At 64.1% G+C, this 20,065-nt stretch carries 17 protein-coding genes and 1 tRNA gene; 11 read left to right on the top strand and 7 right to left on the bottom strand.

Going from position 1 to position 20,065, the window contains the following annotated elements; translation table 11 throughout:
• Positions 1-36 precede the first annotated feature (36 nt).
• The 7 genes from V6U71_RS07680 (at position 37) to V6U71_RS07650 (ending at position 7,179) form a co-directional block, all read left to right on the top strand.
• Positions 37-1,083: a rod shape-determining protein gene (locus V6U71_RS07680; protein WP_411341697.1), complete on the top strand. Its 1,047-nt coding sequence runs from the start codon at positions 37-39 to the stop codon at positions 1,081-1,083.
• A gap of 17 nt (positions 1,084-1,100) precedes the next feature.
• Positions 1,101-1,994: a rod shape-determining protein MreC gene (mreC, locus tag V6U71_RS07675; RefSeq protein WP_411341696.1), complete on the top strand. Its 894-nt coding sequence runs from the start codon at positions 1,101-1,103 to the stop codon at positions 1,992-1,994.
• Positions 1,991-2,512, top strand: coding sequence for a rod shape-determining protein MreD (locus V6U71_RS07670; protein ID WP_411341695.1), 522 nt, complete (start codon positions 1,991-1,993; stop codon positions 2,510-2,512). Before mreC ends, V6U71_RS07670 begins: the two co-directional genes overlap by 4 nt.
• Before the next feature lie 271 nt (positions 2,513-2,783).
• Entirely contained in the window at positions 2,784-4,703 is a 1,920-nt protein-coding gene (mrdA, locus tag V6U71_RS07665) for a penicillin-binding protein 2 (RefSeq protein ID WP_411341694.1), read from the top strand.
• On the top strand, positions 4,700-5,806 hold the full coding sequence (gene rodA / locus V6U71_RS07660) for a rod shape-determining protein RodA (protein ID WP_411341693.1): 1,107 nt from the start codon (positions 4,700-4,702) through the stop codon (positions 5,804-5,806). The genes mrdA and rodA overlap by 4 nt, the downstream gene beginning before the upstream one ends.
• Positions 5,807-5,919: 113 nt before the next feature.
• Positions 5,920-5,995, top strand: a tRNA-Lys gene (locus V6U71_RS07655).
• Between the two features lie 353 nt (positions 5,996-6,348).
• On the top strand, positions 6,349-7,179 hold the full coding sequence (locus tag V6U71_RS07650) for a 23S rRNA (adenine(2030)-N(6))-methyltransferase RlmJ (protein WP_411341692.1): 831 nt from the start codon (positions 6,349-6,351) through the stop codon (positions 7,177-7,179).
• Positions 7,180-7,324: 145 nt separating this feature from the next.
• Here V6U71_RS07650 and V6U71_RS07645 read toward each other — a convergent pair whose 3' ends face one another.
• The 7 genes from V6U71_RS07645 to V6U71_RS07615 form a co-directional block, all read right to left on the bottom strand.
• Positions 7,325-9,031, bottom strand: a complete 1,707-nt coding sequence (locus V6U71_RS07645) for a DUF885 domain-containing protein (protein ID WP_411341691.1) — start codon at positions 9,029-9,031, stop codon at positions 7,325-7,327.
• A 138-nt stretch (positions 9,032-9,169) separates the two neighbouring features.
• On the bottom strand, positions 9,170-9,658 hold the full coding sequence (locus V6U71_RS07640; protein WP_411341690.1) for a hypothetical protein: 489 nt from the start codon (positions 9,656-9,658) through the stop codon (positions 9,170-9,172).
• Positions 9,655-10,392 (bottom strand): phytanoyl-CoA dioxygenase family protein, encoded by a 738-nt coding sequence (locus V6U71_RS07635; protein WP_411341689.1) that lies wholly within the window; start codon positions 10,390-10,392, stop codon positions 9,655-9,657. The genes V6U71_RS07640 and V6U71_RS07635 overlap by 4 nt, the downstream gene beginning before the upstream one ends.
• Positions 10,393-10,422: 30 nt before the next feature.
• On the bottom strand, positions 10,423-11,934 hold the full coding sequence (locus V6U71_RS07630) for an MFS transporter (RefSeq protein WP_411341688.1): 1,512 nt from the start codon (positions 11,932-11,934) through the stop codon (positions 10,423-10,425).
• Between the two features lie 252 nt (positions 11,935-12,186).
• Entirely contained in the window at positions 12,187-13,062 is an 876-nt protein-coding gene (locus V6U71_RS07625) for a phytanoyl-CoA dioxygenase family protein (protein WP_411341687.1), read from the bottom strand.
• Positions 13,063-13,221: 159 nt separating this feature from the next.
• On the bottom strand, positions 13,222-13,878 hold the full coding sequence (locus V6U71_RS07620) for a TetR family transcriptional regulator (RefSeq protein WP_411341686.1): 657 nt from the start codon (positions 13,876-13,878) through the stop codon (positions 13,222-13,224).
• 90 nt (positions 13,879-13,968) lie between these two features.
• Positions 13,969-15,822 (bottom strand): AMP-binding protein, encoded by a 1,854-nt coding sequence (locus V6U71_RS07615; RefSeq protein ID WP_411341685.1) that lies wholly within the window; start codon positions 15,820-15,822, stop codon positions 13,969-13,971.
• 156 nt (positions 15,823-15,978) lie between these two features.
• Between V6U71_RS07615 and V6U71_RS07610 the strand changes: the two genes are divergently transcribed.
• From V6U71_RS07610 to V6U71_RS07595, 4 genes are read left to right on the top strand one after another with little or no spacing between them, the layout of a single operon-like run.
• A complete protein-coding gene (locus V6U71_RS07610; protein ID WP_411341684.1) occupies positions 15,979-16,980 on the top strand; it encodes a phosphotransferase family protein in 1,002 nt (333 codons plus the stop codon).
• A gap of 3 nt (positions 16,981-16,983) precedes the next feature.
• Positions 16,984-17,379: a DUF6285 domain-containing protein gene (locus V6U71_RS07605; protein WP_411341683.1), complete on the top strand. Its 396-nt coding sequence runs from the start codon at positions 16,984-16,986 to the stop codon at positions 17,377-17,379.
• 1 nt (position 17,380) lies between these two features.
• Positions 17,381-18,679, top strand: a complete 1,299-nt coding sequence (locus V6U71_RS07600) for an acyl-CoA dehydrogenase family protein (RefSeq protein WP_411341682.1) — start codon at positions 17,381-17,383, stop codon at positions 18,677-18,679.
• Positions 18,676-19,956: a cytochrome P450 gene (locus V6U71_RS07595; RefSeq protein WP_411341681.1), complete on the top strand. Its 1,281-nt coding sequence runs from the start codon at positions 18,676-18,678 to the stop codon at positions 19,954-19,956. Before V6U71_RS07600 ends, V6U71_RS07595 begins: the two co-directional genes overlap by 4 nt.
• Positions 19,957-20,065: the final 109 nt, after the last annotated feature.

Here is a 20,065-nt window from a genome sequence, read left to right as displayed (position 1 = left end):
TTCGGGGCGCGGCTTCGATGACAGGAAGCAGTATCGATGTCCTTCTTTTCTCGCTGGTTCAAATTCAATTCCCAAGACATGGCTATCGACCTCGGCACCGCGAACACCGTCGTGTACGTGCGTGGCAAAGGTATCGTGCTGAACGAACCTTCTGTCGTCGCGGTCGAGACGCTGAACGGGATCAAGCGGGTGAAGGCGGTCGGCGACGACGCGAAGCTGATGATGGGCAAGACCCCCGACAGCATCGAGGCGATCCGCCCGCTGCGCGATGGCGTCATCGCCGACATCGACGTCGCCGAGCAGATGATCAAGCACTTCATCACCAAGGTGCACGGCGGCAAGCCCAATGCGTTCCGCAGCCCCGAAATCGTGATCTGCGTTCCCTCGGGCTCGACCAGCGTCGAACGCCGTGCGATCCGAGACGCCGCGTCGAACGCCGGTGCCAGCGAAGTGTGGCTGATCGAGGAACCGATGGCCGCCGCGATCGGCGCCGACATGCCCGTCACCGAACCGATCGGCTCGATGGTCGTCGACATCGGCGGCGGCACCACCGAAGTCGCGGTGCTGTCGCTCCGCGGTCTCGCCTACACCACCTCGGTCCGTGCGGGCGGCAACAAGATGGACGAAGCGATCGTCTCCTACGTCCGCCGCCATCATAATCTGCTGATCGGCGAAGCGACGGCCGAGCGGATCAAGAAGGATTTCGGCATCGCCCGCATCCCCGCCGACGGCGTCGGCATGACGATCCACATCAAGGGCCGCGATCTCGTCAACGGCGTGCCCAAGGAAATCTCGATCAACCAGGCGCAGATCGCCGAGGCGCTGTCCGAACCGATCGGCACGATCGTCGAAGGCGTGCGCATCGCGCTCGAAAACACCGCCCCCGAACTCGCCGCCGACATCGTCGACCAGGGCATCGTCCTGACCGGCGGCGGCGCGCTGATCAGCGAGCTCGACGAACTGCTGCGCGACGCGACCGGCCTGCCCGTCACCGTCGCCGAGGATCCGCTGACCTGCGTCGCGATCGGCACCGGCCGCGCGATGGAAGATCCCGCCTTCCGCGGCGTGCTGCAGCAAGCCTGATACCCAGGCGCTGAACCATGGCTCGCCCGGCACATCGACGTCCGGGGCAATCCCGAAAGGCCCAGTACAGCCTGTTCGCTGCCTATGTCATCGCGGTGACCGGGGCAGTGGCGGGGCTGTTGCTCGCGATCCTTTCGGTCGTTGATCCCGTCGGCTTCGCCGCGCTGCGCGTGGCGAGCCAGGAAGTCACCGCGCCCATCGCGCGCGTGACGCGATCGGTGACGGGCTCGATTTCGGGGATCGACGACAGCGTCGGTGCCTATGTCGCGGCCGGGTCGCAGAACCGGCGGCTGCGCAAGGAACTCGCCGAAACGCGCCGCAAGCTCGTCGCGACAAGTTCGCTGCAGGAAGAGAACCGGCAACTCAAGGGCCTGCTGGAACTGCAGCAGATCGACAAGGCAGCGCTCGCCAACGGCTATCTGCTGACCTCAACCTCGACGAGCAGCAAGCGCATCGCGCTGCTCAGCATCGGCCGCAACCTTGGCGTTTCCGCGGGACAGCCGGTGCGCGGTGCCGACGGACTGATCGGCCGCGTACTCAGCGCCGGTCCGTCGGTGTCGCAGGTGCTGCTGCTCACCGACGTCGACAATGTCGTTCCGGTCCGCCGCGCCAGCGACGGCCTGCCCGCGCTCGCCACCGGCCGCGGCAACGGCGACCTCGACGTGCGGACGCTCAACATCGCCAACAACCCGTTCAAGCCCGGCGACATCCTCGTCACTTCGGGGACCGGCGGCCTCTATCCGCCCAATATCCCGGTCGCGATCGTCGTGCGCCGCCAGGACGACGGCGCGCTGGCGCGGCCGCTCGCCGACCCCGGCAAGGTCGATGCGGTTGCAGTGCTGCGCCCCTACACGCCCGACAATATCGAGGCGCAGGCCGCACCGGCGCCGCCGCCCGCCGCTGCGCCATGAACCAGAAGGGCCCTCGCCTCGGCGAACCGGCATCGCTGTGGCGGATGCGGATCGTTCCGGTCGCGACGGTGATGGTCGCGTCCGCACTGCCGCTGATGTTGCCGCTGATCGCCAATTCGCCCGTGCTGCCGCCGCTCGGCCTGCTCTTCTTTCTGTGTTGGCAGCTCCTGCGCACCGAAATGTGGCCGGTATGGGTCGGACTGCCGCTCGGTCTGTGGGACGATCTGTTCAGCGGTGCGCCGATCGGCACGGCGGTCGGTCTATGGACGCTGGCAAGCATCGCGATCCATTATTCGTCGCAGCGCATCTATTGGCGCGGCTTCTTCCACGACTGGGCGATCGCTGCATTGCTGATCGCGATCATCCAGTCGCTCGCGGCGCTGATCACCCATCCGCATGCGGCGCACGGTCATGTGCTGGGGCTCGTCGTGCCGCAGATCGTCATCTCCGCACTGCTCGTCCCGCTCTTCCTTCGCCTCACCGGCAAGTTTGACAATTTCCGCCTGAAACGCAGATAAGCGGGGTCAGGACCAGTCTATTGCACGTTCGAGGTTTGAAGCGATTTTGTTCAGGGCAAGGAAGCGAGACGCAGGCATATGAGTATATTCCAAGGCTCGCTGACGCAGCCATGGACAAAATCGATCAAATCCCGGAGGGACGCCGAAATGGCTTCGATCTCGCCTCCGTGCGGCCTTGCAGATGGAACCACCATCCGCGACGGCCACCCGAAGCCGATATCTTCGCCATTTCGGCGCCTCGAACGTGCAATAGACTGGTCCTGACCCCCCAATGTTTCGCCGCAAGAACCAGCGCAAGAGTCCGCCGATCACCGAGGCGTGGCGGGGTATTACCTTCACCCGCCGGGCGCTGGTCGTCGGCGGTGCGCAGGTGGCGGTCGGCGCCGCGCTCGCGGCGCGGATGGGCTATATCTCGGTCATCGACAATGATCGCTATGTGCTCGAATCCGAAAGCAATCGCGTCAACCTGACGCTCGTACCACCACGCCGCGGCTGGATCGTCGACCGGAACGGCAAGGCGCTCGCCAACAATCGCGTGTCGCTGCGCGTCGACATTATCCCCGACCGGCTTCACAACAAGGATCTGGTGCTCGGCCAACTCAAGACGCTGCTGCGGCTCGACGGCGATGCAATGGAGCGGATCGAGCGCGACCTGAAGGCCGCATCGGGTTTCCAGCCGGTCGCGGTCGCCGAAGACATGACCGAGGCCGAATATTCGTCGATCCTCGTTCGTCTGCCCGAACTGCCCGGCATCGCGCCGCAGCGCGGCTTCGCGCGCAACTATCCGACCGGCGCCGCAGTCGGCCACCTGATCGGTTATGTCGGCGCGCCGACCGCCGAGGAATATGAGAAGGTCAAGGACCCGCTCTACATCACTCCGGGCTTTCGCACGGGCAAGGACGGGCTCGAGAAATATTTCCAGCCGATGCTGCGCGGCAAACCCGGTGCGAAGCGCGTCGAGGTCACCGCGCGCGGCAAGGTGGTGCGCGAACTGGATACGACCCCCGACACACAGGGCAAGACCGTCCACCTGACGATCGACGCCGACCTGCAGGAATATGTCGCGCGGCGCATGGGGCGCGAATCGGGCGCGGCGATCGTCATCGATTGCCAGAACGGCGACATCCTCGCCTTCTGCTCGATGCCCAGTTTCGATCCGAACAGCTTTTCGGACGGGATCAGCAGCAACGAATATAGCTGGCTGCGCGCCGACGATCATCAGCCGCTGATCAACAAGGCGACGCGCGGCCTTTACCCCCCGGGATCGACGCTGAAGCCCATGGCGGCGATCGCGGCGATCGAACATGGCGTCGACCCGAGCGAGCGCCACACCTGCATCGGCGGCTATCGCCTTGGCAGCCGTTTCTTCCGCTGCCTCGGCGTGCATGGCAGCCTCGACATGCCGTCGGCGATCATGAAAAGCTGCAACAGCTATTTCTACTGGCTCGCCCACCGTCTCGGCTATGACGCCATCGCGCCGACCGCGCGCCTGATGGGGCTCGGTGAGGAATTCCAGCTCGCGGGCAGCAACCAGCGTTACGGCACCATCCCCGACAGCGCGTGGAAGATGAAGAAATACAAGCAGGCCTGGTCTGCATCGGATTCGCTGAATGCGGTGATCGGTCAGGGCTATGTCAGCGTCAATCCGCTCCAGCTCGCGGTGATGGCTGCCCGGATCGCATCGGGGCGCCGACTGTATCCGCGCCTGATCAACCGCGAATACAAGAATGAGCCGCTGCCCTTCTCGGCCGAAGCGCTCGCCACCGCCCGCCACGGTATGGATCTGGTCGTCAACGGTGCCGGCACCGCGGTGCGCAGCCGCCTGCCGCTCGATGGCATCACCATGGCTGGCAAGACCGGCACCGCGCAGGTGCGCGGGCTCGGCACCGGCAACGGCAAGAGCGGGACGTGGAAGTTCCGCGACCACGGCCTGTTCATCGGCTTCGCGCCGGTCGACAATCCGCGTTATGCCACGGCGGTGGTCATCGAGCACGGCATGGGCGGCAGCCGCGCGGCGGCGCCGGTCGCCAAGGATTTCATGACCTTTCTGTTCGACCGCGAAAAGGCGATGGAAGCGCTCGAAGGCTTCGAGGCCGGCTGGGGCGGCACGATCAAGGAACGCATGGACCGCGACTATGCGGCGTGGAAATCGGGCGCTTCTCGCGGTCCCGACCCGGAGCCGCCGGCATGATCCCCGTCCCGCCAGCGATCCAGCGCATTCCGTGGAAGCTGATCGCGCTGCTTTCCGCGATCACCGGTTTCGGCCTCCTCGTCCTCTTTTCGGCAGCGGGTGGCAGCTTCACGCCATGGGCGCTCAACCAGGGCGTCCGCTTCCTCATCTTCCTCGGCATCGCGCTGGTGATCGGCCGTTTCCCGCTGCGGATTTTCGAGGATTTCGCCTATATCGGCTATGTTGCGGTGCTGATATTGCTCGTCGCGGTCGAACTCCTCGGCTTCGTCGGCGGCGGCAGCCAGCGCTGGCTCAACCTCGGCTTCATGAATCTGCAGCCGTCCGAGCTCATGAAGGTGGCGATCGTGCTCGCGCTCGCGCGCTTCTACGCACAGCTCCCGCCCGGCGAGACGCGGAACTGGACCGCGCTATGGCCGGCGCTGATCCTGATCGGGCTTCCCGCCGCGCTTGTCATGCTGCAACCCGACCTCGGTACCGCGCTCGCCATCTGCGCGAGCGGCATCATCGTGATGTTCGTCGCCGGCCTGCCCTTCTGGTGGTTCGGCAGCGCCGGCATCGCCGGGGCGGCTGCCTTGCCGGTGCTGTTCTCGATGCTCCACGATTATCAGCAGAAGCGCGTGCTGATCTTTCTCGACCCCGAAAGCGACCCCTTGGGCGCCGGTTACCATATCAGCCAGTCGAAGATCGCGATCGGCTCGGGCGGGATCGGCGGCAAAGGCTTTCTCAACGGATCGCAGAGCCATCTCGATTATCTCCCCGAAGGACACACCGACTTCATCTTCGCGACGATGGCGGAGGAATGGGGGCTGATCGGCGGCATCGGGCTGCTATTCGCCTTCTTCCTGCTGCTGCGCTGGTCGACGCGCGTGGCGCTCCGGGCGCGGACGCGCTTCGGCCAGCTCGTCGCGGCGGGGCTCACGATGACGATCTTCTTCTATATCGCGATCAACCTGTCGATGGTGATGGGCATGGCGCCGGTGGTCGGCATTCCCTTGCCCCTCTTCTCCTATGGCGGCTCGTCGATGCTGACGATCATGGCATGCATCGGCATCATTCTCGCGATCGAAAACGACAGCAAAACCGGCACCCGCCGCTTCCACTGACAAAAAACTTCAATCAGCCCATTGCCATCCCCGCAACGCCATGATAGCGGGCCGCTCGCTTAGCAGCAAAGAGGCTCTCTCGATGCTGCAAGGCGCGCCGGAAAACGGCATGTGGACGCATAGCTCAGTTGGTAGAGCAGCTGACTCTTAATCAGCGGGTCCTAGGTTCGAGCCCTAGTGCGTCCACCATTTTCTTGAAATCATCGCGAATTTTCGCAGACCCCAAACTCGGTCCCAACCGCGCCCGAATTAGGGCGGAAAACTCTGCATAAACCACAAATCCATCGCTGCGAAATCGGCTTCGCGGCAATGCCAATCGCATCCGGCTCCTCGATGATCGACCATTCCTACGTGGCGGGGAGGTCTGTGTTTCCGCCTCTGGTTGATGATCGCTGACGCGGGGTTGAGGCCTTGCGCAGAATGCTTTGAACGTTTCCGCCCGACGCTATACGGGCACCGGGCTGGTTGCTTCCATCGCCTCGCGCTTGGCTTCCACGGCCAGCCGTTCGTATGAAGACAGATCGCCGGGATTCTGAATTACAATGAATTATCGCCATAGCTTTCATGCCGGCAACAGCGCCGATGTCGTAAAGCACAGCCTGCTGATCGCCCTCGTGCGTGCGTTGCAGCTCAAAGAGAGCGCGCTCACCCTGATCGACACCCATGCCGGTTGCGGACTGTACGACCTTGGCGGCGATGAGGCGAGGCGCACCGGCGAGGCTACACAAGGCGTCGTGCGCGCCTTTGCCGACACGAGCCCGTTACTGGACGACTATCGCGCCGCCGTGCGGGCGGTAAACGCCGGGGAAGAGCCGCGCCTCTACCCCGGATCGCCGCGCTTTCTGGCGCAGCTTCTGCGTCCGCAGGATTTTCTAATCCTGAACGAGAAACATCCCGACGACGCCTATGCCCTGCGCGGCGCAATGCGCGACACTTCCGCCGCCGTGCATCAACGCGACGCCTACGAGCTTTGGCTGGCGATGCTGCCGCCCCGCACCGCGCGCGGCGTCGTGGTGGTCGACCCGCCGTACGAGCAGACCGACGAACGCGAACGTATCACCGCCACCCTCGCCGCGGCTACCCGCAAATGGGCGCATGGCGTGACGGTCATCTGGTATCCGCTGAAAGACCGCGCCACGCATGTGCGATGGAAGGCGCAGTTACGCAAGCTCGGCATCCCGAAGTTTCTGGTGGTGGAGCATTGGCTGTACGACAGCGATCAGCCCGACATCTATAACGGCGCGGGCCTCTTTATCATCAACCCGCCCTACGCCTTCACGCAGGCGCTGCCGCCTCTGCTGGAAGCCCTGCGCGCCGCGCTGGCGCCGGAGGGGCATAGGGGCAAGATCACAACCGATTGGTTGGGCGATTGAAATAGACCCTCATCTTGCCCTGCTCCCAAGGGAGGAATGGCCGCGCTTCGGAGTGCTCCAGACAATTGCGCTCGTTCGCCGTTGGCATCAACGCTCCGCGGCGGCGATTGAGCGGCTGCGGAATGCCTGCAATCGCGCCCCACCCCTATTTCCCGGCGGCGATCCATGCCTCCACATTCTTGCGCAGCAGCGCCAGCGGCACGACGCCGTCGCCCAGCACCACGGCATTGAATGCCTTGATATCGAAACGTTCGCCCAGCGCCTTTTTCGCCTGTTCGCGCAGCGCGACGATCTCGAGCCCGCCCGAATCATAAGCCGTGAGTTGTCCGGGCATGATCGCGATACGATCGGCCATGCCGCGCGCCACATCGGGGGGAAAGCGACCGGTTTCGGCGAGATAGGCGACCAACCGTTCGCGGTCCCATTTGCCGAGATGCAGCCCCGGGTCGGCGACCATCCCGCGCGCCGGCCATGCCCGGCGCGAAATCTTCGCCTGCGGGGTATCGAGCAGGCCGATCTCCTCCGACAGCCGTTCGGCATAGCGTGCCCAACCTTCGATATAGGCCGAATTGAAGCCGATCTTCGCAAGCCGGCTGTTGGGCAGCCGTGCCGCATAGGCCAGTTGCAGATGGTGGCCGGGATAGCCCTCATGCACCGCGGTGATCGCCATGTCGGCACGGCGCGCATCCTCGATCTTGCCGACCTGCAGCATATAGAGAGCCGGCTTTTCCGGGTCCGCTTCCGGCATGTAGAAGGAGCTGGCGCCCGATTCCTCCATCGCATCGGTCATCGGCCGCACTTCCAGCGGCTGCTGCGGCACATTGTCGATCAGTGCCGCGACGGCGTCGCGGGCACGGGCCACGACTTCGCGGTTATAGGCGACGACCTCGTCCTTCGAGGCAAAACGCTCTTCGGGATCCGCTTTCATCCGCGCGACGATCTGCGCGAAATCGTCGGTGCCATAGAGCGCCTTGCCGATGGCACGAACGTCAGCGACATTGGCGGCGACGGTGCGCTCGCCGAGCGCCGCGACCTCTTCGCCCGGCCGCTCGAGCGTCGTGTAGGACCGCAGCATCGCATTGTAGCAGGCCCGGCCGTCGGGCAAATCGAGCACCGACAGGCTCTCGCGCGCGGCGGGAATATAGGTATCGCGCAGAAAGTCCCGATAGGTGCGGATCGCCGGGGTGATCTGGTCGCGGATCAGCGCCGCGAAAGCGGTCTTGAATGCGGCATCGTCGACGCTCTTGGCGGGGGCGTAGAAAGGCGATGCCTCGGGCGTCTCGACAATCAGCCCCTCGACTTGCGCCAAGACGCGCACCGCCACCGAACGCGGCACGACATAGCCCTTGGCGATGCCCTGTTTCAGATTGGCGATATCGGCGGCGATATAGGCGGGCATGCCGCCCCAGCGGGCGAGCGCATCGGCGCGGTCCTGCGCGGTGGCGACGGGCTGGCGCTCGATCAGGTTGGGAAAATTGCTCGGCCAGCCCTCCATGTGCGAGACGCTCCAGAGCTCGCTGTGGCAGACGCGCAATCCCCGATCCGCCTCGAGCATTTCGCGCGCAATCGCATAATCGCGGATTTCGGCGCGGTCGGTCATCGCCTTCGCATCGAGCGCATCGAGCCGGGCGAGCAGCCTGTCGACCTCGTCATTGTTGCGCGCGATCGCCGCCGGGCTGACGTCGTTCAGGACGTCGTTCCGCCCGCCTGCGATCCCCGTATAGAGCGGCAGAAAGGGGTTGGCGACCAGACGGTTGGCGACGACGTCGTCGCCAATCTTTGCCATTGTGTCACCCGACGTATCCTGCGCCATCGCCGCGGGCGATGCCGCCGCGAGCAGCCACGCCGCCATTTGAAGCATTCCCGACCCGCAACGCATAGACAACCTCCCGATTTCAGTCAGCGGTAGACGAGATGGAGAGGCTTGGAAAGGCGAGGCAACGGTGATGCGCGCTCTGAAGCTCCTTGCCCTTGACGTACCGACCGCGCCCTAGCGAGCAACGCGGGCATTGGTCGACACGTGGATGCCTGTCACCTTCTCCGCTTCCGCCTTCAGGCAGGCGTTCAGGAGTTCGAAGCTTGCGCGGATGGCGTCGCCATATCGGGCGACAACGGCCGCGGCATGAAGTCCGGTGAAATATTCGCGGTGGAGGAACAGCGTTTCGGTTGCCGAAACCGCCTCAAGCTCGAAAAAATGATCGCCGCGAAAGTCTGCGGGATCCTCGGAGCTGCCGACCCAGTGCATCACGTAAGGCGACAGTGCCTCGATCCTGACCGGCTTGTCGGCCTCGCCCGCCGAACGCACGACGATCGTGGCGCCGGCCCGGGCGGGTCCGTTGACCTTCCGGATACTGGCGTTCCAATTGCCGTAAGACTCGAACGACGTCAGGATCGTCCATAGCGCGTCGATTGGCGCGGCCACCAGCGTGGCAGTCTCGATCGTCGGAGCGCCGGGAGGCGGCAGAAAGCCGCCGCTCATGCTGCGGTCAACGTCGCAAGTCTGTCCATGTCGGCAAAGCTGAAAATATAGGCCCGGCGCCCCCGCTGCGAACGGTTCGGCCCGGTATAATGCGGCGTCGCATAGCCATGCACCGTGGCCGAGCCCGCGGGAAGCGGGCATTTTACCGCCGACGCGAGCGGGAGATGGGCGGCCGGATTCTCGATCGCAAGCAGACGGCCGTCATCGTCCGGCGCCCCCGATGCGACGCGATGGGCCGGCATCGGCCGGTCCTGCACCCCCGGGATGAATTCCATGCAGCCCATGTCCACATCGACGTCGTCGAGCGCCAGCCAGAACTGCGCGACCACATCGTTCGGCCATGACGTGCCCGCCGCGGTCATCGGCATGGCTGCGTACGACATGTCCATATGCCAAGGGGTCTCGTGCGGATGACCGGGCGGTTTGAAGATCAGCATCGAAAAGAAGAACTGCGGATCGGGGCAGCCGATCAAATCGGCGGCAATTTCCCTGCCGCGGTCGACCGCGGCATTGCGGGCGAACAGCGGATGATGGACATGCGGCAGCATGATCTGGCGCGTCAGCCCGCCGAGGTCGCGGTCGGTGCCCGGGCACGGGATGGAGCCATCGAGCATCCCGTCATAAACCGCGCGCATCTCGTTCAGCAGGCGGGCGTCGGCAAGGTCGTTCGCAACAGCAAAGCCGTCCTTTCGGAAGCGCTCGGCAAGCTTGTCGCGGGTTTCGGCTTCGGTCATCTTTTTACGGCCTTTTGAGCAAAGTGTCGGTTACGTGCTGGCTTTGGGTCGCGCCAATCCTGGCGTGCCTGCAAGGGTGGCGGCGGGCGGAGGCACCGGGGCACCGCTCTCGATTGTGCCGATCTCGGCAAGCGCCGCTGCTTCGAGTTTCGAGAGATTGGCTTCGTGGGCCGCCCGGTCGATGTTGAAGAAACTGAGCGCGTAAAGCGATATAAGGCTCAGCGTCACGCCAACCGGAACATAGACATAGCCGAGCTGATGCATCAGCGCCGGGTCGATGGCCCCCGGCCGGGCGTGGACGGGGAAATCGATCCATGTCAGCATCAGGCCGGACACCAGCGTGCCCAGCCCGGTGACGGCCTTGCTGAGCACCGAATTGGCCGCAAAGAAGAGCCCTTCCGAGCGTGTCGAGGTCCGGGCCGCATTATCCTCCACGACATCGGCCAGCATCGACGTGCTGACGACAAGCCCGATCAGAATGAGGGTGGTCGCAAAGAAGGTTTCGACGACAAGGAAGGTGAGCAGCCAAGGCCAGTCGTTGCCCGGCAATATGCCAAGCAGGCGAAGGCCGATCGGCATCGTCGATGTAAAGATGGCAAGCGCGAAGCTTACCATCACGACCGGCTTCTTGCCCCACCGCCGCGAACAGACCGGCGCAACGAACACGCCGACCAGCGACGCGAGCAGCACCGGGCCGACGAGCAGCGATATCTGGTCGGTCGAAAGCTCGAAGAAATAGAGGTTGAAATAGACGTTGAGGCCGCCGGAAATGCCCGCATTCATGCCCGAGAACAGCGCCGCGATCATGATCGCGGCAAAGTTGCGGTTGGTGAAGGCCGACACCACTTCGCGCAGCAGATCGCGGCCCGAAAAGGGTTGGTCGGGCGCCTGCGTGAGATGCGGAATTTCCCGGTGCGTGCCGAGCGAAGATATCAGAACGGTGATCGCAATGATCGCGCCGCCGGCCAGGCCGTATTTCACATAGCCCGCCATATGGGTCACGCCGCCGACGCGGTCGGACAGAAATCCCTGGAATGCCAGCATGCTCGCCAGCACGCCGCCGATCACCCCCCAGAAATAGCGGCCGGCGATCAGGCTGGTCCGCGCATCATAATCGGGCGCCATTTCGGGCGCGAGCGAGGTGCTGGGGATTTCGCTGAGGCTGATGAAGAAGCGTACCGCCATCAGCGAGGCGAGCAGCCATGCGAAATTGGCGCCGTCCGTCATGCCGGCCGGCGGGCTCCACAGCGTCCAGAAAGCAAGGCCCGCCGGAATGATCGACGCATACATGAAGGGGTGCCGCCGCCCGATGCGCGATCGCGTCCGGTCGGACCAGAGCCCGATCGCCGGGTCCCAGAAGGCATCGAAGACGAGCGAGATCATCAGCGCGAGGCCGACCGCCGCCGCCGACATGCCGACCACCTGATTATAGAAGATCAGCGCGAGGACGGTGATGGCCTGCCCCGCCAATCCGCTGGACAGCGCGCCGATCCCGAATGCCCATCGCGTAGTCCGCCCGAGGCGGCGACTGTCGACCGTCATCATCTCTCCTTGGCGTCGTGCGCCGCTGTGCCGCCCATCTGCCGTGGCGTGCCAGCTATCTTACCGTCAGTTTCGACAATATCGAATGATTAATATAGCTTCATATATCTATTTCGGATCACCTGCGCTTTGCCGGTAAAGGCAAAAGGAGGATGGGGTGCGTCGTAGCAAGGTCGATGCACCCCATCCCTGCTTTCCCAGAGAGGAGGAGTGGGAAAGATATCGTGCCAGCCCGGGCTTCGATCGCGCGGGTCAGACCTCCATGAAGTCGACCGTTGCCGACTTGGGTTCGGGTACCGTGGTATCCGAATGGCCATAATGATAGACGAGCGCCGAACGCCGTTCGTTCGAGCTATTGTCGTTCGACATGTGCATTAGAAAGCTGTGGAAGATCAGCACGTCGCCCGTTTCCATCAGCACCGGCTCGGCGTCCGAAAAGTCATAATCGACAACCTCGAGATAGCCGAGATTCGATCCCGGCCGGGCATCCGGAACCACCGCATGAATCGGCTCGTTATGCGATCCCGGCGCCACGAAGAGGCAGCCGTTCTCGATCGTCGCGCGGCTCGTCGCCAGCCACACGCCAACCTGCGGCATGCGGTCGAAGACATAATAGAGCGAGTCCTGATGCCAGGGCTGACCCCAGACGCCGGGGTTCTTGAAGATATATTGCGAGTTGAAGCAGGACACGCGCGGCCCGAGGATCGCATGCATGATGTTGCGGATCGCCGGATGCTTGGCGAAGCTGTGAAAGGGCTCCGTCCGGTGGAGGTTGAACAGCTTCGACATCCGCATATCGGGCGCTTCGCCCGAATTGACCTTTGCAGCCTCTTCGACCGCGATCGCACCGTCGTCGCCGACATGATGACCGCCCGTGGCTTCGCTGCCTTGCTCGGCGCGCGTGAAAATCTCGATCGCGCGGCGCGTCATCTCGTTGCAGGTCTCCTGATCGAGAACGCCGCGCAGGATGAAATAGCCCTTTTCCATCCAGCTCTTGGCCTGGTCGGGCGTCAGCAGGCTCAGGTCATGGCTATGATCCTTGGGGTCGTTCGTCCGCCCCGCCTGCAACGCGTTCAAAATATTCGCCGCGGCCTGATTGGGATCCACGACGGTCGCCTGATCGGTCATTCCATACTCCATCGATAGCGGGCGTTTGCCTCTCGACAAAATATGTATCAGAGTCGATTATTCTAGTCAAATAGAGTTATTCAAAAATCGGGCACGATTCTGCGCGCGACAAACGGGGTCGCTTGAAAGCGCGGTGAATGGAGCAGCGCCGCCGGCGCCCTATCGTTTGACGGGATGCGCCGGCAGGATCGAGCGCGCCATGCGCTCGGCAAGATCGAGAGCGGTCTCGGTCTCCTTCACCAGATCGGCGCCTTTCGTTCGCACCCATCGGGTATAGGATGTCACGCCGCTGGCGATAAGAACCTGACCGGCGAGATAGGGGGTATAATCCTCCTTGGCGTCGAGACCATAGTCGTGCGCGATATATTCGGCGACCAGCCTGACCTCGGTTTCCTCGTAGCGCAGCCAGCTCAGCGCCAGTTCGGGGTCGCGCTGCACTTCCTGGGTCAGCCCGGTCTTCGGGTCGCCGTCCTTCTGACGCGTCGCCGCCGTTGTCAGCACGAGTTGGCGGAAGAAGTCGAAAAACGGCACCTTCCCTTTCGCCGCGTCGATAAGCTCGCGAAACTGGTCGATTTCCTGATCGGACAGCGCTGCGGCAAGGTCACGCTTCGTCTTGAAATGGGTGAAGAGCGTGGTGACGTGAATATCCGCTGCCTCGGCGATCGCATTCATCGTCGCCTCGGCGTAACCCGCCTTCTTGAATTCGGTCGATGCGGCCTCGAGGATGCGGGCGCGCGTCCGGGCGCGGCGCGCGGACCGGCGCGGGAAACGTTCGGCGCTGTCCTGTTCCGGCGCGATATCGGCTTCTTCGCTCACTCTACCCCCGATGCCCTTGAATCACTGCAATAATCAATGCGTCTTGAATGATCATTACCGGGGACATGTCGAAAAGTCCAACAATGCCACTCAACTGCCGATGTCGATCACCGCGCCGGCCGGATGCGGGGCGTAGAGCCCGGCAACCAGGTCGACGCGGCGATCGAGAACGGCGCGCTGGTTGACATAGCCCTTGTCGGTAATTTCGCCATGCTCGACCGACAATGGCTCGGCCGCGATCAAAATGCGGCGAATACGCCGCGACGAGCCGCCGGCACCGCGATTGTGGGCGGCAAGCCGCTCGGCGAGAACGGCGCCCAGCCTGTCGAAATCGAGCCCGCTATCGCTGGCGAACTCGCTGCGGGCCGCCGCCGAGGGCCACAGGATGGCGCTTGCATATCCCCTGTCCTGCCCCGCGATCACCGCATCCTGAACATGGGGGCTGCACGCCGCGACGATATCGGGCCGCAGCGTACCGACCGACACCCAGGTGCCGCTGTCGAGTTTGAAGTCCTCGGTCACGCGGCCGTCGAAGACGAGGCCCTTTTCCGGATCGTCGATATCGAGGAAACGCACCGCATCGCCGAGGCAATAATAGCCCTCCTCGTCGAACGCCGCCGCACTCTTGGCGGTATCGCCGATATAGCCGGTCATCACCGTCGGCCCCTTGACCCGTACCTCCAGCTTCGCGCCGTTCGGAACGAGCTTCAGCGTCATGCCCGGCAGCGGCAGTCCGATCATCCCGACGCGCTCGGTCGCCCAGTGCGTCATGGTGATGCCCTGCGTTTCGGTCGAGCCATACATGGTGAGGATCGGCACCCGCTCGCCGGTCTCGGCGATCGAAAGCGCCTGCAGGCGATCGAAGAGATCGTCGGACAGAGTCGCACCGCCATAGCCGAGATAGCGCAGTTTGCGAAAGAAGGACCGGCGCAGATCGGCATCGCTTTCGAGCGCGTCGGCCAGCATCCCAAAGGCGATCGGCGCCGAAGCGAAGGTAACGGGGGAGAGATCGTAGAGATTGCGGATCGTCTGTTCGAACATGCCCGGGATCGGACGACCGCCGTCGAGATAGAGCGTCCCGCCCTCGTTGATCACGCTGTTGAAATTGATGTTGCCGGCCGAAATGTGGCTCCACGGCATCCAGTCGAGCATTTCGACCAGTTCTTCGGGTTCGCCCGCCTGGCTGCGCAGCGCAGCGGTGCCGGCGAGGACGGCGGTCATCATGCCCTGCGTCTGGGGTACGCCCTTCGGCATCCCGGTCGAGCCCGAGGTAAAGAGGATCTTGGCGATTGTCCGCAGGCCGAGCGTCTCGCGCCGCGCCTCGACATCCGGGCCCGCCTTGCGGTCGCACAGATCGGACAGCAGCGTGCAGCCGTCGCCGCCATCGACGGTGACGGTCTCGATATCGGGAAGCGCGCCGCGCAACGCTTCGATGGCGCCAGCGAAAGGCGCATAGCTTTGCGCGAAGACGATGGCGGGCCGGGCGATCGACGCACAGTGGAGCAGCCGCCCATGGTCGCTCGACGCGAGCGAATAGGATGCGCTGACCGGCACGGCCGCGACGGCGACCGTCATGCAACCGAGAATGAGGATCGCCTGCTCGGTCGAGTTCCCCGACAGGATGAGCACGGCATCCCCTTCCCCCAGCCCCCGGTCGATCAGCGCCTGCGCGACATTTCCCGAAAGGCGGAGCGCCTCGCCATAGCTGAGCGCCTGCCAGTCGCCGTCCCCGGCTTCGCGTTCCTTGATAAAGGGCCTGTCGGGATATTCGGCCGCGCGCGCTTTCAGAAGATGCGGAATCGATTGCGGGGCTGCAGCGGGCGCGTGGCGCGACCGCATCAGGATCGTTCCGTCCCCGCGATGTTCGACTTCGACCGATGGCGGAAGCATGCCCAAGGGCTTGAAGGCGATCCCGGCCTGCGACGCGTTTGCGCTTTCGCTCACTTCTCACTCTCCCATGTCGTCCGCGGCTTGCGATGTGCCGCGTGTCCCGAATGTCTTCGCTGGCATTTACACTATACGACTTGATTTTTATATTCTACATTAATTTGAGAATCGAGAGCGCGGGATCACCGCCTCCTGACGCGGTGAGGATCCTGTATGGCGTTGACGGAAAGCACGGGTGTACCGGTCGAGGCCGGCTTGCGCGACATCGCGCGAAAGATCGATGCTGCGGCTTGCGACATTTCCGGCATCGAGCGCCTGTCCGGCGGGGCAACGCAGGAAATCTGGCGCTTCGACCTGCACGGACCGCGCGGCCCCCTCGGGCGCTATATTCTCCGCCGCGCCCCCGGCGGGACGCGCATCACCGAAGGCGTCGGCCTCGAAGTCGAAGCCCGGCTGATGGAAGCGGCGGCAAAGGCGGGCGTACCCGTTGCCGAGGTTGCCCATGTCCTGACACCGGAAGACGGTCTGGGATATGGCTTCGTCATGCGCTTCGTCGAAGGCGAGACGCTGGGCGGCCGCATCGTCAAGTCCGACCATCTGCGGGCAGCGCGCCAGACGCTCGCGGCCGAGTGCGGCGAAACGCTCGCCAAAATCCACCAGATCAAGGTCTCGAACTTTCCCACCCTGACCGGCGCGACGCCCGCCGAGCTGGTCGAGCGGCAACGGCTCGCCTATCGCGCCACCCCGATCCGGCGCCCGGTCTTCGACCTCGCCTTGCGCTGGCTCGCCGACCATGCGCCGCCGCCTCCCGCCGCGTCGGCACTCGTCCATGGCGATTTTCGCAACGGCAATCTGATGATCGGAGCGGACGGTCTGCGCGCGGTTCTCGATTGGGAACTCGCGCATATCGGCGATCCGATGGAGGATCTCGGCTGGATCTGCGTCAACAGCTGGCGCTTCGGCCGGATCGACCTGCCGGTCGGCGGCTTCGGCACCCTCGAAGACCTGCTCGCCGGATATGAACGCGTTTCGAATACGCGGCTCGACCGCGCCGCCATCCATTGGTGGCAGGTCTACGGAACGATCCGCTGGGGCATCATCTGCGCCAGCTCGGTCGCGGCCTTCCGCGGCGAGGATGCGACGATGGAGCGCGCGATGATCGCGCGCCGCACCTCCGAGACCGAAATCGACCTTCTACGCCTGATTGCGAGCTGACCGATGCAAGACACACCCGCCCCCGACGAGCTGCTCGGCAGCGTCATCGACTTTCTGCGCGACACCGTCGTCCCCGAAGCGAGTCCGCGAACCGCATTTCAGGCGCGCGTCGCCGCCAGCGCGCTCGAACTGGTCTGGCGCCAGATCGAATTCGGCGCCTCGGGCGAAGAAGTCGAAAAGCAGCGCCTGATCGCATTGCTCGGGGTCAGCGCGCCGCTCGATATTCTCAACGAGCAACTCGCCGATGCCCTCGCCGACGGGACACTCGGGCTTGGGGCACCCGGCCTCGTCGACCATCTCCGCGCGACCACGCTGGAAAAGCTCGCGGTTGATCAACCCCATTATTCGGGCTACCGCGCCGCCCTGCGCGAGGACGCCGATGCCAGGAAGGAAGACTGACATGGATTTCTCCGTCCCGCAGGACCTCACCGACTATCTCGCCGAGCTCGACGCCTTCATCGAGGCCGAGATCAGACCGCTCGAACTGACCGGCGACAATATCCGCTTCTTCGACCATCGCCGCGAACATGCGCGCACCGACTGGGACAATGATGGCCTGCCGCGCCCCGAATGGGAAGCGCTGCTGAAGGAAGCCCGCCAGCGCGCCGACGCCGCCGGACACCTCCGCTTCGCCTGGCCAAAGGAATATGGCGGCAAGGGCGGATCGAACCTGGCGATGGCGGTGATCCGCGAGCATCTCGCCGCCAAGGGGCTCGGCCTCCACAATGATTTGCAGAACGAGCATAGCATCGTCGGCAACAACCCCTTCATCGTCATGTTCCGCGAATTCGCGACGCCCGAGCAGGACGCCCGCGACGGGCCGAAGCTGCTCGCCGGACAGATGTTCACCGCCTTCGGCCTGACCGAGCCCGACCATGGCTCCGACGCCACCCATATGGAAACGCGCGCCGTGCGGCAGGACCGCGATGGCAAGCCCGGTTGGCTGATCAACGGCGAGAAGATGTGGACGACCGGCATGCATGTGGCGACGCACGTCATGGTCTTTGCGCGCACCTCGGGCGAGGACGGCGATGCAAAGGGCATTACCTGCTTCATCGTTCCCGCCGATGCGCCGGGGGTGAAGATCGAGGAGTGGCTGTGGACCTTCAACATGCCCACCGACCATCCGCGTGTCAGCTTCACCGACGTCTGGCTGCCCGAAGACAGCTATTGGGGCGAGGTCGATCGCGGGCTCGGTCTCGGGCAGAGCTTCGTCCACCAGAACCGTATCCGGCAGGCGGCGTCATCGCTCGGCGCGGCGGTCTATTGCATCGAGGAAAGCGTCAGATACGCCCGGACACGCAAGCCGTTCGGCAAGCCGCTCGCCGCGAACCAGGCGATCCAGTGGCCGCTCGTCGAACTCGCGACACAGGCCGAGATGCTGCGCCTGCTGATCCGCAAGACCGCCTGGCAGATGGACCATATGGATCACAAGGAGGTCGAGCGCACGCTCTCCGACAAGGTCAGTATGTGCAATTACTGGGCGAACCGCCTCTGCTGCGAGGCCGCCGATCGCGCGATGCAGGTGCATGGCGGTATCGGCTATTCGCGCCACAAGCCCTTCGAGCATATCTATCGCCACCACCGCCGCTACCGGATCACCGAAGGCGCCGAAGAAATCCAGATGCGTAAGGTGGCGGCCTTCCTCTTCGGCTTCATGGGACCGCGCAAGGCGGGGTTCGCGGAGGCCGGTGCGTGAACGAAGCGATTCCCGACACGATTGCCCGGACCCTCGTCGACCCCTCAGCCTATGCCGACGAACGGATTCACGATGCCTATCGATGGCTGCGCGCGAACAATCCGCTCGGCCGCGCCGCAGTCCCCGGCTTCGATCCCTTCTGGGTCGTCACCCGCCACGCAGACATTTTGGAGGTCAGCCGGCAGAACGCGCTGTTCCATAATGGCGACCGCTCGACGACGCTGACGCGGCAGGCCGACGACGCGCTGGTGCGCAAGATTACCGGAAGCCCGCATTTCGTCCGCTCGCTCGTCCAGATGGACGCGCCCGACCATCCCAAATATCGGGCGCTCACCTTCAAATGGTTTGCACCCGGCAGCGTCAAGAAGCTCGAGGACGACATCCGCCGGCTCGCGCGGCAGGAGGTCGACCGCATGGCCGATATGGACGGGCGGTGCGAATTCATGGCCGACGTCGCGCTCGGCTATCCGCTCCATGTGATCATGAATATCCTCGGCGTTCCGATGGCCGACAAGGCGAAGATGCTGACGCTGACGCAGGATATTTTCGGCGGGCAGGATGTCGATAAGGACAAGAGGGCAAAGAAGCTCGCGGCGTTGCCCGGGTTCATCTACCGATATCTCGTCAAAGCCTTCCTTGCCGACTTCACGAAATATTTCATGAAGATCGCGAAGGACCGCCGCGCGAACCCGCGGGACGATCTCGCCAGCGTCATCGCCAATGCGATGATCGACGGCGAGCCGATCTCGGACCGCGAGGCGACCGGCTATTTCACCATCGTCGCGACCGCCGGTCACGACACGACATCCTCGTCGCTCGCCGGCGGCATGGGCGTGCTGGCGCGCGATCCGGAATTGCTCGAACGGCTCAAGGCCGATCCGTCGCTGATCCCCGCCTTCATCGAAGAAGCGATCCGCTGGACGACCCCGGTCAAGACCTTCATGCGCACCGCGACCGAAGACACCGGCTTCGCCGGGCGCCGGATCGCCAGGGGCGACTGGCTGATGCTCTGCTATGCGTCGGGCAATCGCGACGAGGCGGTGTTCGACGATCCTTTCGCCTTCCGCCTCGATCGCAAGCCGAACAAGCAACTCGCCTTCGGCTATGGCGCGCACCTTTGCATCGGCCAGCATTTGGCGCGGCTGGAACTCAAATGCCTGTTCGAGGAACTGCTGCCGCGTCTGAAAAGCGTCAGCCTCGACGGCGAGACGAGTTTCACGCACAGCTGGTTTGTCAATGGTCCGCGCCAATTGCCGCTGCGCTTCGAGATCGAATAGGCTGCGAAGCCATAAGCATCCCGCCGCAATCGTCATTGCGAACGGAGCGAAGCAATCTCCAGCTATCGTCCGGGACGAACGATAGCTGGAGATCGCCGCGGCGCTTCGC

Source organism: Sphingopyxis sp. J-6 (genome assembly GCF_046603995.1).
Taxonomy (GTDB): Bacteria; Pseudomonadota; Alphaproteobacteria; order Sphingomonadales; family Sphingomonadaceae; genus Sphingopyxis.
Note: the sequence above shows the minus strand (reverse complement) of the source record. Positions and strands in the feature narration are given on the sequence as shown.